Annotated in this window: 16 protein-coding genes; 6 read left to right on the top strand and 10 right to left on the bottom strand. The window is 69.9% G+C overall.

The annotated features are described in order from the left end of the window. Positions 1-34: 34 nt before the first annotated feature. Positions 35-1,426: an MDR family MFS transporter gene (locus ACQP10_RS01360; RefSeq protein WP_433540723.1), complete on the bottom strand. Its 1,392-nt coding sequence runs from the start codon at positions 1,424-1,426 to the stop codon at positions 35-37. 512 nt (positions 1,427-1,938) lie between these two features. Then, complete coding sequence (locus tag ACQP10_RS01355; RefSeq protein ID WP_399498781.1) at positions 1,939-2,364, bottom strand: hypothetical protein; 426 nt, start codon at positions 2,362-2,364, stop codon at positions 1,939-1,941. Positions 2,365-2,606: 242 nt separating this feature from the next. On the opposite strand from ACQP10_RS01355, the gene ACQP10_RS01350 reads away from it, so the two are divergent. Beyond that, positions 2,607-2,978: a YciI family protein gene (locus ACQP10_RS01350; RefSeq protein ID WP_346018104.1), complete on the top strand. Its 372-nt coding sequence runs from the start codon at positions 2,607-2,609 to the stop codon at positions 2,976-2,978. A 201-nt stretch (positions 2,979-3,179) separates the two neighbouring features. Continuing rightward, positions 3,180-3,377 (top strand): hypothetical protein, encoded by a 198-nt coding sequence (locus ACQP10_RS01345; RefSeq protein ID WP_346018105.1) that lies wholly within the window; start codon positions 3,180-3,182, stop codon positions 3,375-3,377. 202 nt (positions 3,378-3,579) lie between these two features. On the opposite strand, the gene ACQP10_RS01340 is transcribed toward ACQP10_RS01345, so the two are convergent. Beyond that, entirely contained in the window at positions 3,580-4,218 is a 639-nt protein-coding gene (locus tag ACQP10_RS01340; protein WP_433540722.1) for a TetR/AcrR family transcriptional regulator, read from the bottom strand. Between the two features lie 61 nt (positions 4,219-4,279). On the opposite strand from ACQP10_RS01340, the gene ACQP10_RS01335 reads away from it, so the two are divergent. Together ACQP10_RS01335 and ACQP10_RS01330 are read left to right on the top strand one after the other, a co-directional pair. Continuing rightward, positions 4,280-4,948, top strand: coding sequence for a class I SAM-dependent methyltransferase (locus ACQP10_RS01335; RefSeq protein WP_346018107.1), 669 nt, complete (start codon positions 4,280-4,282; stop codon positions 4,946-4,948). A gap of 223 nt (positions 4,949-5,171) precedes the next feature. After that, positions 5,172-5,543: a DoxX family protein gene (locus ACQP10_RS01330; RefSeq protein WP_346018108.1), complete on the top strand. Its 372-nt coding sequence runs from the start codon at positions 5,172-5,174 to the stop codon at positions 5,541-5,543. A gap of 451 nt (positions 5,544-5,994) precedes the next feature. On the opposite strand, the gene ACQP10_RS01325 is transcribed toward ACQP10_RS01330, so the two are convergent. Next, positions 5,995-6,876, bottom strand: a complete 882-nt coding sequence (locus ACQP10_RS01325) for a carbohydrate binding domain-containing protein (protein WP_433541865.1) — start codon at positions 6,874-6,876, stop codon at positions 5,995-5,997. Between the two features lie 477 nt (positions 6,877-7,353). Here ACQP10_RS01325 and ACQP10_RS01320 point away from each other — a divergent pair, with 477 nt between their 5' ends. Beyond that, positions 7,354-8,238 (top strand): hypothetical protein, encoded by an 885-nt coding sequence (locus tag ACQP10_RS01320; RefSeq protein WP_433540721.1) that lies wholly within the window; start codon positions 7,354-7,356, stop codon positions 8,236-8,238. A 123-nt stretch (positions 8,239-8,361) separates the two neighbouring features. Here ACQP10_RS01320 and cas5 read toward each other — a convergent pair whose 3' ends face one another. From cas5 to ACQP10_RS01305, 3 genes are all read right to left on the bottom strand, one after another. Beyond that, positions 8,362-8,631: a CRISPR-associated protein Cas5 gene (gene cas5, locus ACQP10_RS01315; RefSeq protein ID WP_346018111.1), complete on the bottom strand. Its 270-nt coding sequence runs from the start codon at positions 8,629-8,631 to the stop codon at positions 8,362-8,364. Positions 8,632-8,715: 84 nt separating this feature from the next. Beyond that, positions 8,716-8,955, bottom strand: a complete 240-nt coding sequence (locus ACQP10_RS01310) for a hypothetical protein (RefSeq protein ID WP_346018112.1) — start codon at positions 8,953-8,955, stop codon at positions 8,716-8,718. Positions 8,956-9,225: 270 nt separating this feature from the next. Continuing rightward, positions 9,226-9,612, bottom strand: a complete 387-nt coding sequence (locus ACQP10_RS01305) for a nuclear transport factor 2 family protein (protein ID WP_346018113.1) — start codon at positions 9,610-9,612, stop codon at positions 9,226-9,228. A 613-nt stretch (positions 9,613-10,225) separates the two neighbouring features. Between ACQP10_RS01305 and ACQP10_RS01300 the strand changes: the two genes are divergently transcribed. Continuing rightward, positions 10,226-10,588: a nuclear transport factor 2 family protein gene (locus ACQP10_RS01300; RefSeq protein ID WP_346018114.1), complete on the top strand. Its 363-nt coding sequence runs from the start codon at positions 10,226-10,228 to the stop codon at positions 10,586-10,588. A gap of 142 nt (positions 10,589-10,730) precedes the next feature. On the opposite strand, the gene ACQP10_RS01295 is transcribed toward ACQP10_RS01300, so the two are convergent. From ACQP10_RS01295 to ACQP10_RS01285, 3 genes are all read right to left on the bottom strand, one after another. Further along, the gene (locus ACQP10_RS01295; RefSeq protein WP_399498778.1) at positions 10,731-11,330 is read right to left on the bottom strand and encodes a DUF6461 domain-containing protein; all 600 of its coding nucleotides are present in this window, start codon (positions 11,328-11,330) and stop codon (positions 10,731-10,733) included. A 190-nt stretch (positions 11,331-11,520) separates the two neighbouring features. Next, positions 11,521-11,802, bottom strand: coding sequence for a metal-sensitive transcriptional regulator (locus tag ACQP10_RS01290; RefSeq protein WP_346018116.1), 282 nt, complete (start codon positions 11,800-11,802; stop codon positions 11,521-11,523). 62 nt (positions 11,803-11,864) lie between these two features. Further along, complete coding sequence (locus ACQP10_RS01285; RefSeq protein ID WP_346018117.1) at positions 11,865-13,226, bottom strand: MFS transporter; 1,362 nt, start codon at positions 13,224-13,226, stop codon at positions 11,865-11,867. Positions 13,227-13,265 lie beyond the last annotated feature (39 nt).

Genomic DNA, 13,265 nt, shown 5'->3' with positions numbered 1-13,265 from the left:
CCGCCGGTGCCCGCACCGGCGGCCGGGGCCGGTCTCAGTGCCCGTGTCCCCCGAACCCGCCGGCGTTGTCCGCCCGGGCGGGCAGGATCAGGGCGGTGACGACCACGACCACGGACAGCACGGCGCCGACGACGAAGGCCAGCCGCATGCCGCCGAGGACGGCGAGGGAGTCGGTGACGCCCGTGGCCCTCAGGGCGTCGGCCCGCGTGCTCATCACGGTGATCACAAGCGCGGTGCCGAAGGCCGCGGCGACCTGCTGCAGCGTGCTCAGGATCGAGCTGGCGTGGGGGTAGAGGTGCGGGGGGACCCCTCCGAGCCCGAGGGTGAACACCGGGGTGAAGGTCGCGGCCAGGCTCACCATCAGCAGCGCGTGCAGGCCGAGGAGCTGCCAGAACGGCATGGTCATCGTGACCTGGGTGAAGCCGGTGAGCGCGAGCGCGATCCCGATCGCGCCGGGGACGACCAGCACCCGGCCGCCGAACCGGTCGAACAGGCGGCCGACGACCGGGCCGAGCAGCCCCATCGCCAGGCCGCCCGGCATCACGAGGAGCCCGGTCTGCAGGGGGGTGAGCCCGCGGACGCTCTGCAGGTACAGCGGCAGCAGGATCATCGAGCCGAGCATCGCCATGAAGGCCACCGACATCAGGATCAGCGAGACCGTGAAGGTGCGGTGGCGCAGGGTGCGCAGATCCATCAGCGGCGCGCCGCGCTTCTGCAGCAGCAGCTGGCGGACGACGAAGACGGCGATGGCCGCCAGACCGGCCGCCACGATCGCGGCGGCGACGCCGGCGTCACCGCCCTCGAACCGGCTGAGCCCGTAGACCAGGCCGCCGAAGCCGAGGGCGGCGGTCACCACGCTCAGCCAGTCGACGGTGCTGAACTCGGGCTCCCCGACGTTCTTGAGCTGCGCGAGGCCGCGCCATGTGATCACGGCGGCGATGGGGAGCACCACGGCGAACAGCAGCCGCCAGGACCCGAGCTGGAGGATCACCCCCGAGACGGTCGGGCCCATCGCGGGCGCGACCGAGATGGCCAGGCTGACGTTGCCCATCACCCGGCCCCGGTCCGACTCCGGCACCACCTGCATCAGCGTGGTCATCAGCAGCGGCATCATCACCGCCGTCCCGGACGCCTGGACGATGCGGGCGCCCAGCAGCACCTCGAACGTCGGCGCGACGCCGGCCAGCGCCGTGCCGAGCAGGAACAGGCCCATCGCGACGGTGTACGCCTGACGGGTGGAGACCCGCTGCATGAACCAGCCGGTGACCGGGATGACGGCGGCCATGGTCAGCATGAAGGCGGTCGAGAGCCACTGCGCCGTCTGCGCGGTGATGCGCAGCGCGCTCATCAGCTGAGGGATCGCGTTGACCATGATCGTCTCATTGAGGATGACCACGAACGTGGCGAGCACCAGCAGCCGGATCACGGGTGGGGTGCGTCCCGGAACGGCCCGGGGACGATCCGGAGCGGCCTTCACGGACGCGGCGGGAGAGTCGAGCTGGGGGACGGACACGGCACCTCGATCAGGTTCGTCGGACATGATGTCGTCACGGCCGGCGTCACGGCCATGGGTCTCGCAAGAAGTCGCGGTCATGTAAAGAGTGACCGACGCCACCGACAAAACCCATCGACCGCCTCCAGCATTCCGGTGGATGACGTGAGATGTCACCCGGTTTTCACCGGCGCGCGAGGATCACGGGACCGCCGGGGAGCCCCGCGCCACGGATTCGGACGCCTCACACTCCCCGGGTCCACCGGTGACCGCGAGCCCGGAACGCCGGCGAACCGGCCGGGGAACGGTGGCCGCCCTGTCCGGCGGGCCTCACCGATCCCCGGCCGCCCGGAGCGGCCGTCAGGACCGCGACGGAGCCGGTGACGGACCGGTCTCGATCCCCGGCCGTCCGGAGCGGCCGTACGGGCTCGTGGTGCGGGCCGGTCTCAGATCCGGGTCATGGTGGTCTCGTACCCGCCCCCGCCGGGGTAGACCCACCCGCCGGTGGCCGTGTTGCCGTCGGCGCTGAAGGTGCCCCGGTAGTAGGCGGGGCTGCCCTTCGCGCCGCACCAGATGGTCAGCTCGTCGCCGATCAGTTCGTAGACGTAGTCGAGGGTGTCGCCGGACGTGCCGTAGAACCGCGACACCACCTCCGTACCGGCCGGCTCGCCGAACGGCCGCAGGTTACCGATCACCTCCAGGCCGGTGGCCGAGTCGCCGGACTGGCTGAGGTCGACGTGCTGGAGCAGGAAGAACCCGCCGGGCATCCACTCGTACCGCACGGTCCCCTCCGCGCCGCCGGTGATCTTCCAGGTGCCGACCAGGCGGTCCAGAGCCTTCAGACCGGCGCTCGGCTGGTGGTTCTCAGACATCTCGTCTCCCTCTCGGGTCGTGGTGTGTGTTCGCCGGTACCTCGGAGGCGGCCGACGGGTCTCGACACGCATCTGATGTGATGTACGTCACAGTCGGGTCGTGTCGAGATCCCGGACCCGGCCACGAGGTATCCGATATGACTCGGCCGAGGAGGAAGCCGTGACCACCGTCTCCGTCCTCATCGGCCGCCGTTCCGCCGGACCTTGCGTACATTCACCGTGAAAGACCGAGGAGGACCCCCGTGAAATATCTGCTGCTCGGCTACACCCCGGCCGCCGACTGGGACGCCGCCACCCCCGACGCGCTGTCCGAGGAGGCGATGACCGCCTTCGCCACGTACCAGAGGTTCGAGCGGGAGCTGGTCGAGACCGGCGAGTTCGTCACCAGCGTGGGCCTCGGCCACCCGGTGGTCAGCACCACGGTCCGCAGGACCCCGGACGGCGTGGCGGCGACCGACGGACCCTTCGCCGAACTCAAGGAGGTCCTGGCCAGCTTCGCCGTGATCGACGTGAGCGGCCGGGAACGAGCCGTGGAGATCGCCTCACGGATCGTCGAGGTGCTGGGCGAACCGATCGAGATCCGGCCGATCATGGGCGAGGAGTTCACCGCGTGACCGGCCACCGTACCGGGTGACGCTCCGGGGAGACGAGGAAGCGGGGGCGTACGCCGCGGCGTCGCTCCCGCGGGCTCCGGGGGCAACGGACCCGCGACGAAAGCGGACTGACGGCGGGCTTCGCACAACGGCCGGCATGAAAGCCTCCTCCGCCGGCCGCCGTGGCGTGCCATCCCCCGGCTCGCCGCCGGCGCGCCCTTCATGCTCCTGATCGTCATCGGATGCGGCGCCGGCGTCCTCGGAAACGATCGGCCCGCCCCGGAACGCGTGACCGTCACGGTCACCGCCGGGGCTCCCGAGACCACCCGGACCACCGAGCCCGGCCGGCACGCGCTCGTGGCCAGGTCGGGTACGGCGAAGACCGGGCCCTACTCGTTCCAGATCGTCCGGGCGGACTGAACGCCGGCCGGGCGCCGGACCGGCTGTCGCGCCCGGTCCTGCACCTGGTCACCCGCGGGGCGGGCCCGCGCGAACGCGGGACGAGCAGGGCATCGACACCGACACGATGGAGGGCCGCGCGATGTTCGGCCGGGTCGTCCGACCCGGCCCGCGGAAGGCTGGCCGGCTGGTCGGCCACCGGCATCGCGGGCTGGACGTCCGCTTAGCCGGGGTCGGCGCAGAGTTGGGAGGTCAAGGCGGTGCGGGCCCACTCTTCCCACGTGTCCGGTGACCAGTCGCGGTCGCGGACGAAGATCAGATAGAGCTGCGGGCTGAGCAGGCCGAACAGCAGGTCCGCCGCCATCTCGGCGGAGAGGCCGGGACGGATGTCGGGCTTGCGGACCAGGGCTTCGGCCGCTGCGTACTGCACGGTGTAACGCGGGTCGGGGCCCTCCGGCCACTGCGCGGCGATCTCAGGGTCGGTGGCCGCGGCAGCCGCGATCAGCGGCATGATCGGGGCGACCCGGCCCAGGATCTCGCGGGTGCCGTGGACGTGCGCGCGCAATTGCCCGGCTGCGGTGGGCTCGGCGCATGCGGCGCGAAACCACTCACGATCCATGGTGGCGACCGGCTCGGCATCCCCGGCTATGGATGTGTCGACGACGTCCTTGAACAGCGTGCGCTTGTTGCGGAAGACGAAATAGACCGTCTGGACGGCCACGCCCGCCCGGTCCGCGACCTCCTGCAGGCTCGTCGCCCCGTAACCCTGCGCGACGAACAGCTCGCGAGCCACCTCGACGACCTTTTCACGGGTGCGGCGTGAGCGCTCGGCCCGCTTGTCCGGCCGCTTGACGCTGTCCATATTGCGAGTATATCTCTAGAGTGCATCACTAGAGTTCAACTCTAAATTCTTGGAGGAGACGATGGACAAGCCCGACACCGCCCAGAGGCCGGAACCGGACCTGGCCTCGACGCGGCGGGACCCGGAGGAGGAGTCCGTCCACCGCGCACTGGAGGGCTACTACCGCACCGGTAGGCCACCGTGGGACACCGGCGTGACGCCGCCCGAGCTGGTCGCCCTGGTAGAGGGGCACGGCGCGCTGCCGCCCGGCCGCGCCCTCGAACTCGGCTGCGGCACGGGGACCAACGCCATCTACCTCGCACGGCACGGCTGGGAGGTGGCGGCCGTCGACCTGATCGACCGCGCCGTCGACCAGGCCAGGGAGAAGGCCGCGGATGCGGGAGTGACGGTACGGCTGCTGCACGGAGACGCCACCCGCCTCGACGAGCTGGACGCGCCGGGTCCCTTCGACCTGTTCTTCGATCTGAGCTGCTACTGCGGGATCCCGCTGCACCGCCGCGACGCCTACGCCGCCGGACTCACCCACCGCGCCGCTCCCGGAGCACGGTTGCTGATGTTCGGGTACGGCCCCGAGCCGCTCGGCGGTCCGACCCCCGAGGTCGCGTCGTGGGCGGCGGGCGTCACACCCGATGAACTCCGCGCCAGGTTCCCCGGCTGGGAACTACTCGACGTCACACCGGGCACCAACTCGGTGCCGACCTTCTGGTTCACGCTGCGCCGCGACGCCTAGCGATCTCCGGTCGCGGTGAGTGCCTCACCGGCCGGTCACCCAACCGGCCTGGGCCACCGAGCTCATGAGCTCCTACTACTGACGTTCCGGTCGGCGGGCCCCCGCCGGCCGTCCAGTGATCAACCTGCTCGCAGGGCCATGGCCTCTCGTGGACGACACCCGTCACCTGTGTCTGAGACCAGGCCGAGCACCTCTGCATCGTCTCGTGGAGAGAGCTACTGATATGAACGTGTTCCTGTGGATACTGCAGGCCGTCCTGGCCGCCGCTTTCGGCTTGGTCGGGGTGATGAAGTCCATCCGGCCCAAGGAGAAGCTGCGCCCCGTGATGCCCTGGGTGGAGGACTTCACCGCCACCCAGGTTCGTCTGATCGGCGTGGTCGAACTTCTCGGTGCCGTCGGCCTGATCCTGCCCGCCGTCACCGGCATCGCCCCAACCCTCACTCCGCTGGCCGCTACCGGCCTGGCCGTCACCATGCTCGGTGCAGCCGCCACCCACGCCCGCCGCAAGGAGTCGTCGGGCATCGCCGTCAACGTGGCCTTGCTCGCGCTGTCCGTGGTCATCGCCTGGGGCCGCTTCGGCCCTTACGCCTTCTGACCTCTGGCGAGTTCCGGAGAGGCCCCCGTAGGCCATCGACATCAGAACGGCCGTCATGACAGGACGAGCCCGCCGGGCTCCTTGACGTGACCGGCCGTTCCGTTGCTGCTCAAGCCACGAGCCCCCCTCGAACAACGCGGCCGGCGGGCCGATCGCCTCGACCCGCTCCAGCTTGACGGTTTCGGCCGGCAACGTCTCCAGCCGCAGTGGCCCCGGGTCCTCCTTCGGCTCCCGCGAGAACGCGCTCCGGCCGCCGCCGGCGCCACTGGCGACCTGAGTCCTCCCGTACCCGTCCGAGGCGTCCGTGACCGAACGCGATCCGGGGTCCCCGCCCGTGGCAGAGCGGCCCGGCCACGGCTGGAATGCCACGCCGTCATCCACAGGATCGTGCGGGACGCAGCGGTCCGCCGGGGCTTGCGCCAGGACGGCCGGGCCGCTGCGTCCCGACGTTCTAGTCGGTGAGCAGGATGTCGTCCAGGCACAACGTGTACGGCGCGTCCGCGCCGCCCACCTGGAACAACACCTGGGCCTCCCGGTCCGAGACCCTGGCGGTGTTCTGGTAGGCGTAAGTCCTGGACCCGGTGCCGACCTCGGGGTAGCCGTCCACGATCGCGCTGTGCGTCTCACCGCCGCCCTGGACCAGCGACCTGATCTTCACCGTCCGCGTCGCCGACGCCTTGAAGCTCAGCCGGTACGTCTTCCCGGCCTCCACGGCGATGCCGCTCTGCCCGATCATCGCGGCCCACACGTTGTCACCACCCGCGGGGACCTGGGCGCACAACCGCCCGCCCGTCGCCTCGATCGGGGTGTTCTTGGAGGCCCACCAGCCCTTGACCCCGTTGTCCAGCGAGCCGTTCACCACACTCTGGTGCACGGGCACGAGAGAGACATTGTCCAGGCACAACGTGTACGGCGCGTCCGCGCCGCCCACCTGGAACAACACCTGGGCCTCCGAGTCCGACACCTTGGCCGTGGCCGCGTAGGTGAACTTCTTCGGGCTGCCGCCGACCTCGGGGTAGCCGTCCACGATCGCGGCGTGCGTCTCACCGCCGCCCTGGACCACCGACCTGATCCGCGTCGTCTTCGTAGCGGTCGCCTCGAAGCTCAACTGATAGGTCTGTCCAGCCTGGACCGCGACGCCGCTCTGCCCGATCATCGCGGCCCACACGTTGTCACCACCCGCGGGGACCTGGGCGCACAACCGCCCGCCCGCCACCTTGATCGGGGTGTTCTTGGAGGCCCACCAGCCCTTGACCCCGTTGTCCAGCGAGCCGTTCACCACGACGTCGCCGGTGGGCGCGGCGGCGTACGCGGGAGTCGCCGCCGCGGCCATTGCCACGAAGGCACCGACGGCGATAAGACGCTTCGAAAGAGGATTCATGAAAAATGATCTTAGGAAGGACGTCACCACCGGCACAGAGCCAATTCGTGGTCACGTAGTTGGGCCAACCTGCTGCAGTCGGCCATCTCGGCCTGGTGCCCGGGTTGACGCCATCAAGGGGGCAAAGTAACTCTGCGTAACGAAAATGACGCTGCGTGAGATCGTGGAAATGAGGCCGGCGGTAACGCCTGATCGTGGATTTCGTTGCCCTTGACCGCCCCCGCCGGGGGAGCCCGAGCCCTGCTCAGTGATCGGTGCTGACCCGCCCCACCACGGTCCCGCCGAGGCGGCCGCCGGGGGACCGGGCGGAGGACACGGCCGGACGCCAAAGGCGGGCGAGTTTTGGATGGAACGGGCGGGTTAATATCGCATTCACCCTTCTCTTTCCGCTTAGTGACCCCAAAGCCTTAGCAAAAGGACGAACCCCCAATGAGACGATGGGTTGTGCTGGCGGCCGCCGTACTGGCCGGGGCCGCACCGGTCACCGCGAGCCCCGCCGTCGCGCAGGCGGACGCCCCCGATCCGGCGCGTGCGATCAAACGGCAGCTCCGCAGCGAGCACGGCGTCCGGATCTCCGAGACCGACCGCTTCTACTTCGGTGCCAAGTCGACGACCTCCGGGAGCGGGACCCGGATCACCGGCAGGCTCCGGCTCGCCCCGTCGGGCCCGGTCGCCGCGGACCTCACCTGGCGGGACCTCCCCGCGCCGAAGGCCGAGAAGCTCCCGCCCGGGAAGCAGACCTCCCACCGTATGATCCGCGTCGGCGGGAACACCTACGACGACGCCGCCGACTATCCCGGCGGGCCGGTCCCGGAGGGCAAGAAGTGGATCCGGTTCCCGGACGCCCACCTGGGACGCACGAACCGGGACATGGCCCGGGACGCCAGCCTGCAGCCGATCGACCTGTACGACACGTCCCTGATGAAGACCCTGCTGAAGTGCTCGAAGAGCGAGCGCGTCTCCGGCGGCTTCCTCTACCGGGGCACCCTGAGCCGCAAGGAGCTGGGCAGGCTCTCCAAGGGCGCCTTCATCGACTGGGCCTCGGGGCGGCCCGTCGGCGCGAAGAGCAAGGGGAAGGTCTCCTGGCGGCTCTGGACCGACCGGACCGGCCTGCCCAAGCGTCTCGTCACCGCCGACACCGTGGGAGAGGGGAAGGACCCGCTGGTCAAGCGGAGCGACACGCGCTACACCGGCTGGGGCTTCCGCCTCGTCATCACCGCCCCGCCCGCCGACGAGGTCATCGACGAGGCCGACCTCCTGGAATACGTCCGCGAGCGGAACGAGCCCATCCCGGAGGACTCCGGCAACACCTGAGACACCCCACCGGCCGGGGGTACGCACGCCGTACCACGGAGTCCCCGTGACGGACGAGGAGGATCCGGGTTCGCATGCGCTGGATCCCGCCGGAGCCCGGCGCCCTGCCGCGTCCGGCGGCCACTACATGTGGTGGGCGGCGATCCTGCTGGGCACCTGGTTCTCGGTGCCGGGCTCCACGATCACGAACTGCCCCATCATGCCGGAATCCTCGTGCCGGAGGATGTGGCAGTGGTACATGTACGGCGTGGCCGGATCGGTGTACCGGCCGAACCGGACGGCGAGCCGTACCGTGCTCTTCGACGGCACGTAGACGGTGTCCTTGTGACCGCTCGCGTACGGCCGCCGGGACAGACTCGGCTTCCCCGAGCCCTGGGACGGCTCCTGTGACACCTGACCGCCCGGTCCGCGAAGAGCGGGCCGGGCGGTCGCACGGTCAGGGGCGCTCGGCGAGCGGAACGCCCGACCGCGCCGGGGCTACTTCCTCAGCCAGAGCATGTAGTACGGGCTGTCCCAGCGGCACTCGTACTCCTTGTACCCCTTCGTGACGAGCATGGTGGTCCCCGCCGAGACGCAGTTCTGAAGCGTCAGGTAGCCCTTGTACGGGGCCCAGCCCGTAGCCGCGGCACTGGCGGGGGTCGCGGCGGCGAGAGCGCCGGCGGCGAGGGTGCCGGCCACGGCCAGTGTCAGGCCGAACCGTGCGGCTTTCTGTCGCAAGAGACATCGTCCTTCCTCGACGGGCGGCGCACGCGCCGCCGTACGGATGATCACACGCTAGCGCTTGTTGATCTAGAAAGGTACACATTTGTCGATCTTGTCCGGATCATGTCCGGCGAAGCCCCCACCCCGCCGTTCTGAGCCTTCGAACAGCGGAAACGCCGAAAGCTGACGCGCGACGACGTCAGCCGGCCGAACCTCCGGGGCGGTCCCGCGCGTCACCGCGGCCGTGCCCGCCGTACAGACCGTCCCGAACGCGCGGACCCGGCGTCACGCCGGGCCGGCGTGGGCGGCCAGGACGCGCCAGCCGTACTCACCGGTGTGGACCCAGGTGCGGGTGTAGCGCAGCCGCGAGGCGAACGGCTCTCCCGCGAACGTCCCCTCCAGCAGGCCGAGGAAGCAGGTGACGCCGGTGGTGCCCGCCACGACCACGGTGAGGTCTTCCTGGGTGAGCCCGGTCATGATCTGCCTGCGCGAACGGTGGTTGTCGAGGTCGAGCTGCTTGGCCCGCGGATGGCATGCGCCGTCCGGCGGGCCGGTGAAGACGAGCCGCTCGTCGAGCAGCCGGTCGAGCTCGTCGACGTCTCCGGCGAGCATGGCCGCCTGCAGGCGGCGTTCGGCCTCGTACAGCTCGTCGGTGAGGGTGCGTTCGGTCATGGGGTCGCCTTCCTGGCTTGACGGAGCGTTCGGGCTGCCGGGGTGTTGACCCTGATGCCCGTGGACTCTCGGTGGATTCTCAGTAGAGCCCCGATTCTCGCGGTCGCACCGGGGCGACCGCCATGCCTGTCGCCGCCGGACACGACCGGGAGAACTCCGGCCATGATCGGCTCAGGACGTCCGTGCTGCCCGGTCGCACCGGTGGACGCCGGCAGGTCCCCGATACGGCACCGTCCAAGGGCTTTCCGCTGAGGCGGGTCGCTTACCGGCCGTCCTGCCTCTCGCGGATCACGTAAGAGCCCAGGCAGCGGACGAAGCCGTCGCCCCCCGGGCGAGGCAGCGGACCTTCCTGGCGAGCTCGTCGGATCCCGTTCGACGAAACCCCGTTCGGCGAGGTGCTCCAACGGCGGGGTCGCGCGGGCTGACCGGCGCTCACCCGTCCGGATGCGACCGACCGCCTGTCCGACCGCGATACCGCGCGCGGGTCCGGAGGACGTCGACGGGTCGTACGGCTCGCACGGCGACGGGATCCCCACCCTGGCGATAGTTGCACGCCGTCCTTCGCCCCGTATCGTCCCCACCAGTGATCCCGGCCGTGCGAGGAAGGGACGGCATGACCGACGACGCGGTACGACGCGTTTTCCAGGTGGTCGACTCGTTCGACCCCGACGAGTTCGCCCGGCTGCTGGCCGAGGACGCCACGCTGGTGTTCGGCAACGCCGAACCGCTGGCGGGACGCGAGGCCATCGCCGCCGGGCTGCGGGCGTTCTACTCCACCATCGGCGGCCTGCGGCACCGGATCGTCAGAATCTGGCAGGTGGACGCCGACGTCATCGCCGAGACCGAGGTGACCTACCGGCGACTCGACGGCAAGGACACCAGCGCCGTGGCCGTGTCCATCTGGCACACCCGCGACGACGGCCTGATCACCGACTACCGCATATTCGTCGACCTCGCCCCCGTCTACGCGGCCTGAGACTCCGGTGGGGCTTTTCGTCCCGGTGGTCGGTACGGCGGGTCCGTGCGGAACGGTGCCCCGGTGGGTCCTGCGGGAGCTTGCGGTGGCGTGATCCATCGCCTGCGACCGGTCCGAGGGGGTCGCAGACGATGGATCCCGCTCACCTCGGTTCGGGGATGATCGGTTCGGGGATGACCCCGCACAGGTAGGTGGACCCCTCCAGCAGCTCCGGTGTCAGCGTGACGCCGGTGAGATGCTCGGCCAGGAGGAACGCCGGCCCGTCGCCGGGAGGGAGGTGTCCGTGGCCGGCGTCGATCCGCCGCATGATCCCCACGACCTCCTCCGGCACCTCTTCCGAGTAACCTTCGTCGGCGACGAAGCAGAACCGGATCTCTCCGTCTTCGCTCCAGTAGAAATACTCGACGCCTTCGACGTCGCGGAAATGGGAGACGAGGCGGGTTCCCGCCGACAACGAAGTGATGATCTCCTCATCGGCGCCGAGACCGCCGTTGGGCTCAACCATGAACACCCAGTCGCCTATGGTCGCGGCACCGAGAAATGCGGTGTCGTAGCCGTTCCCGTAGCGGGTCCCGACCAGCTCATCAAACGTCATGGGCGTGAAGTCCTCCGGCCGGCCACCGAGCCGGACCACCAGCTGCCCGGGCGTCAGGCCGCGGACGTAGGTGAAGCAGTAGGCCTCCGCCAGCTCGGGGAAGCGCTCGTAGGAGAACCAGGCATAGTCGCCAGGAGTCGCGATCATTTCGTCATGCTCGCAGCTCTGGCGTGGATCTCGACGGGCGGAGGAGTCCTTCCGTCGCGATCCACGCCGTTCCGGCTCTCGTGTCCCTGCTCTGCGCCACGGGGTCGGCGGTGCACGAACCGCAGGGGCGGATCAGGCCCGGTGCGCCCTCGCCGGCGTAGGCGGCACTCTCTCGATTCACTTTGGGTGATCAGGAACGGACAAGTCTTGCGATGGCGTCCGAGGCTTCTTTGATCTTCTCCTGGGCCTCGGGGCCGCCGTTTCTGGTGGCCTCGGCCACACAGTGGGCCAGGTGCTCCTCCAGGAGGGAGAGGGCGAATGACTGGAGTGCGCTGGTGACCGCGGACACCTGGGTCAGGATGTCGATGCAGTACTTGTCGTCGTCGACCATGCGCTGCAGACCGCGGGTCTGACCTTCGACCCGGCGCAGGCGCCGGAGATGGTCCTGTTTGGTGTTGCCGTATCCAGCCATGTCCGCTCCCTCTCCCTATCTCACCACTGTACCTCCCTGGGGTATCTGAGAGTGGGTTCTCCTCACGCAAGGGTTGCCGGCCGCTGCGCCTCCTGCGCGACGGCCTTGGGCCGCCTCATGAACGCCACCGTGGCGACCACGCCGATCGCCGCGACCACCGCCGCGCCGACGAAGGCCGCGTTGGTGGAGCCCTGGCCGGTGGCGATGGCCGTCATCACGGCCAGGCCGAGCGCGGAGCCCACGTTGTACGTGGTGTTCACGATGCCGGAGGCCAGGCCCGCCTCTTCGGGCCGCACGCCGGACATGGCCGACATCATCGCGGGGATGTAGGCCAGCGACATGCCCACCGCCGCGATCAGGCTCGCGGGCAGCACATCGGCGACGAACGATCCGTTCGCGCTGACCAGGCTCAGACCGGCGATCCCCACGGCGAGGACGCCCAGGCCCAGCACGATGAGCGGCTTAGCGCCGAAGCGGCCGAGCAGCCTGGCGGTGATGCCGACCATGAAGATCATGACCGCGACGGTCATGGGCAGCAGCGCCGCACCGCTCGCGAAGGAGCCGTAACCGAGGGTCTTCTGCAGGTAGAGGTTGAGGAAGTACCACATCGGGATCCACGCGGCGCCCAGGAGCGCCATGGCCAGGTTGGCAGCGGCCAGGCCGGGGGTCTTCCAGATGGCGAGCGGCATGAGGGGCTCACGGACCGAACGCTGGATGAGCAGGAAGGCGATCAGGAGAACGGCGGCGCCGACTCCGGCGAGCCAGTCGGTGGTGACGATCGCGTAGACGGCGAGGGCGACGCCCGCGGTCACAGCGATCGCGCCGAGCCAGTCGACCGACCCGCGCTTGCCCTCGGCCTTGGGCAGCAGTGCGGGAATGGCGGCCAGCGTGGCCAGGCCGATCGGGATGTAGACGATGAACACCCAGGGCCAGCTCAGGTACTCGGTGATCACGCCGCCGAGGAAGACGCCCGCCGTACCGCCCGCGGGTGCGGCGGCGCCGTACAGGGACATGGCCTTGCCCAGCTCACGCGGGTTGTGCCCGAACAGCATCATCAACAGCGTCATCGCGGCGGGGGCGATGAGGGCTCCGCCGACGCCCTGGACGGCGCGCCCCAGGATCTCCACCCACGCGGTGCCCGCCGCTGCGGCGATGACCGAGCCGGCGGTCAGGACGACCCAGCCGGCGGTGAAGATCTTACGGGCGCCGAGCAGGTCGGAGAGCTTGCCGCCCAGGAGGAGCAAGCCGCCGAAGGCGACGACGTAGGCGTTGAACACCCACTGCAGGCTGCTGTCGGTGAAGCCCAGCTCGCGCTGCATGTCCGGCAGGGCCACTCCGATGATGGACGTATCCATGATCACCATGAACTGCGCGGCGGCGAGCACGATGAGCGCCCACCACCGACGCGGATTAACGGCAGACACGACGTTCTCCTTTCATTCGATACCCAAGGGGGGTATCTG

Origin of the sequence: Streptosporangium sandarakinum (genome assembly GCF_050942225.1) — a bacterium.
Lineage (GTDB): Bacteria > Actinomycetota > Actinomycetes > Streptosporangiales > Streptosporangiaceae > Streptosporangium > Streptosporangium nondiastaticum.
This window is presented reverse-complemented; position numbering and strand designations above follow the sequence as displayed.

Bases quoted from the DNA above. Each gene is read 5' to 3' on its own strand.
- ACQP10_RS01290 (WP_346018116.1), bottom strand. From the start codon at position 11,802: ATGGCTGGATACGGCAACACCAAACAGGACCATCTCCGGCGCCTGCGC.
- ACQP10_RS01325 (WP_433541865.1), bottom strand. From the start codon at position 6,876: ATGGCCGCGGCGGCGACTCCCGCGTACGCCGCCGCGCCCACCGGCGAC.
- ACQP10_RS01330 (WP_346018108.1), top strand. From the start codon at position 5,172: ATGAACGTGTTCCTGTGGATACTGCAGGCCGTCCTGGCCGCCGCTTTC.
- ACQP10_RS01345 (WP_346018105.1), top strand. From the start codon at position 3,180: ATGCTCCTGATCGTCATCGGATGCGGCGCCGGCGTCCTCGGAAACGAT.
- ACQP10_RS01320 (WP_433540721.1), top strand. From the start codon at position 7,354: ATGAGACGATGGGTTGTGCTGGCGGCCGCCGTACTGGCCGGGGCCGCA.
- ACQP10_RS01340 (WP_433540722.1), bottom strand. From the start codon at position 4,218: ATGGACAGCGTCAAGCGGCCGGACAAGCGGGCCGAGCGCTCACGCCGC.
- ACQP10_RS01300 (WP_346018114.1), top strand. From the start codon at position 10,226: ATGACCGACGACGCGGTACGACGCGTTTTCCAGGTGGTCGACTCGTTC.
- ACQP10_RS01355 (WP_399498781.1), bottom strand. From the start codon at position 2,364: ATGTCTGAGAACCACCAGCCGAGCGCCGGTCTGAAGGCTCTGGACCGC.
- ACQP10_RS01305 (WP_346018113.1), bottom strand. From the start codon at position 9,612: ATGACCGAACGCACCCTCACCGACGAGCTGTACGAGGCCGAACGCCGC.
- ACQP10_RS01295 (WP_399498778.1), bottom strand. From the start codon at position 11,330: ATGATCGCGACTCCTGGCGACTATGCCTGGTTCTCCTACGAGCGCTTC.
- ACQP10_RS01335 (WP_346018107.1), top strand. From the start codon at position 4,280: ATGGACAAGCCCGACACCGCCCAGAGGCCGGAACCGGACCTGGCCTCG.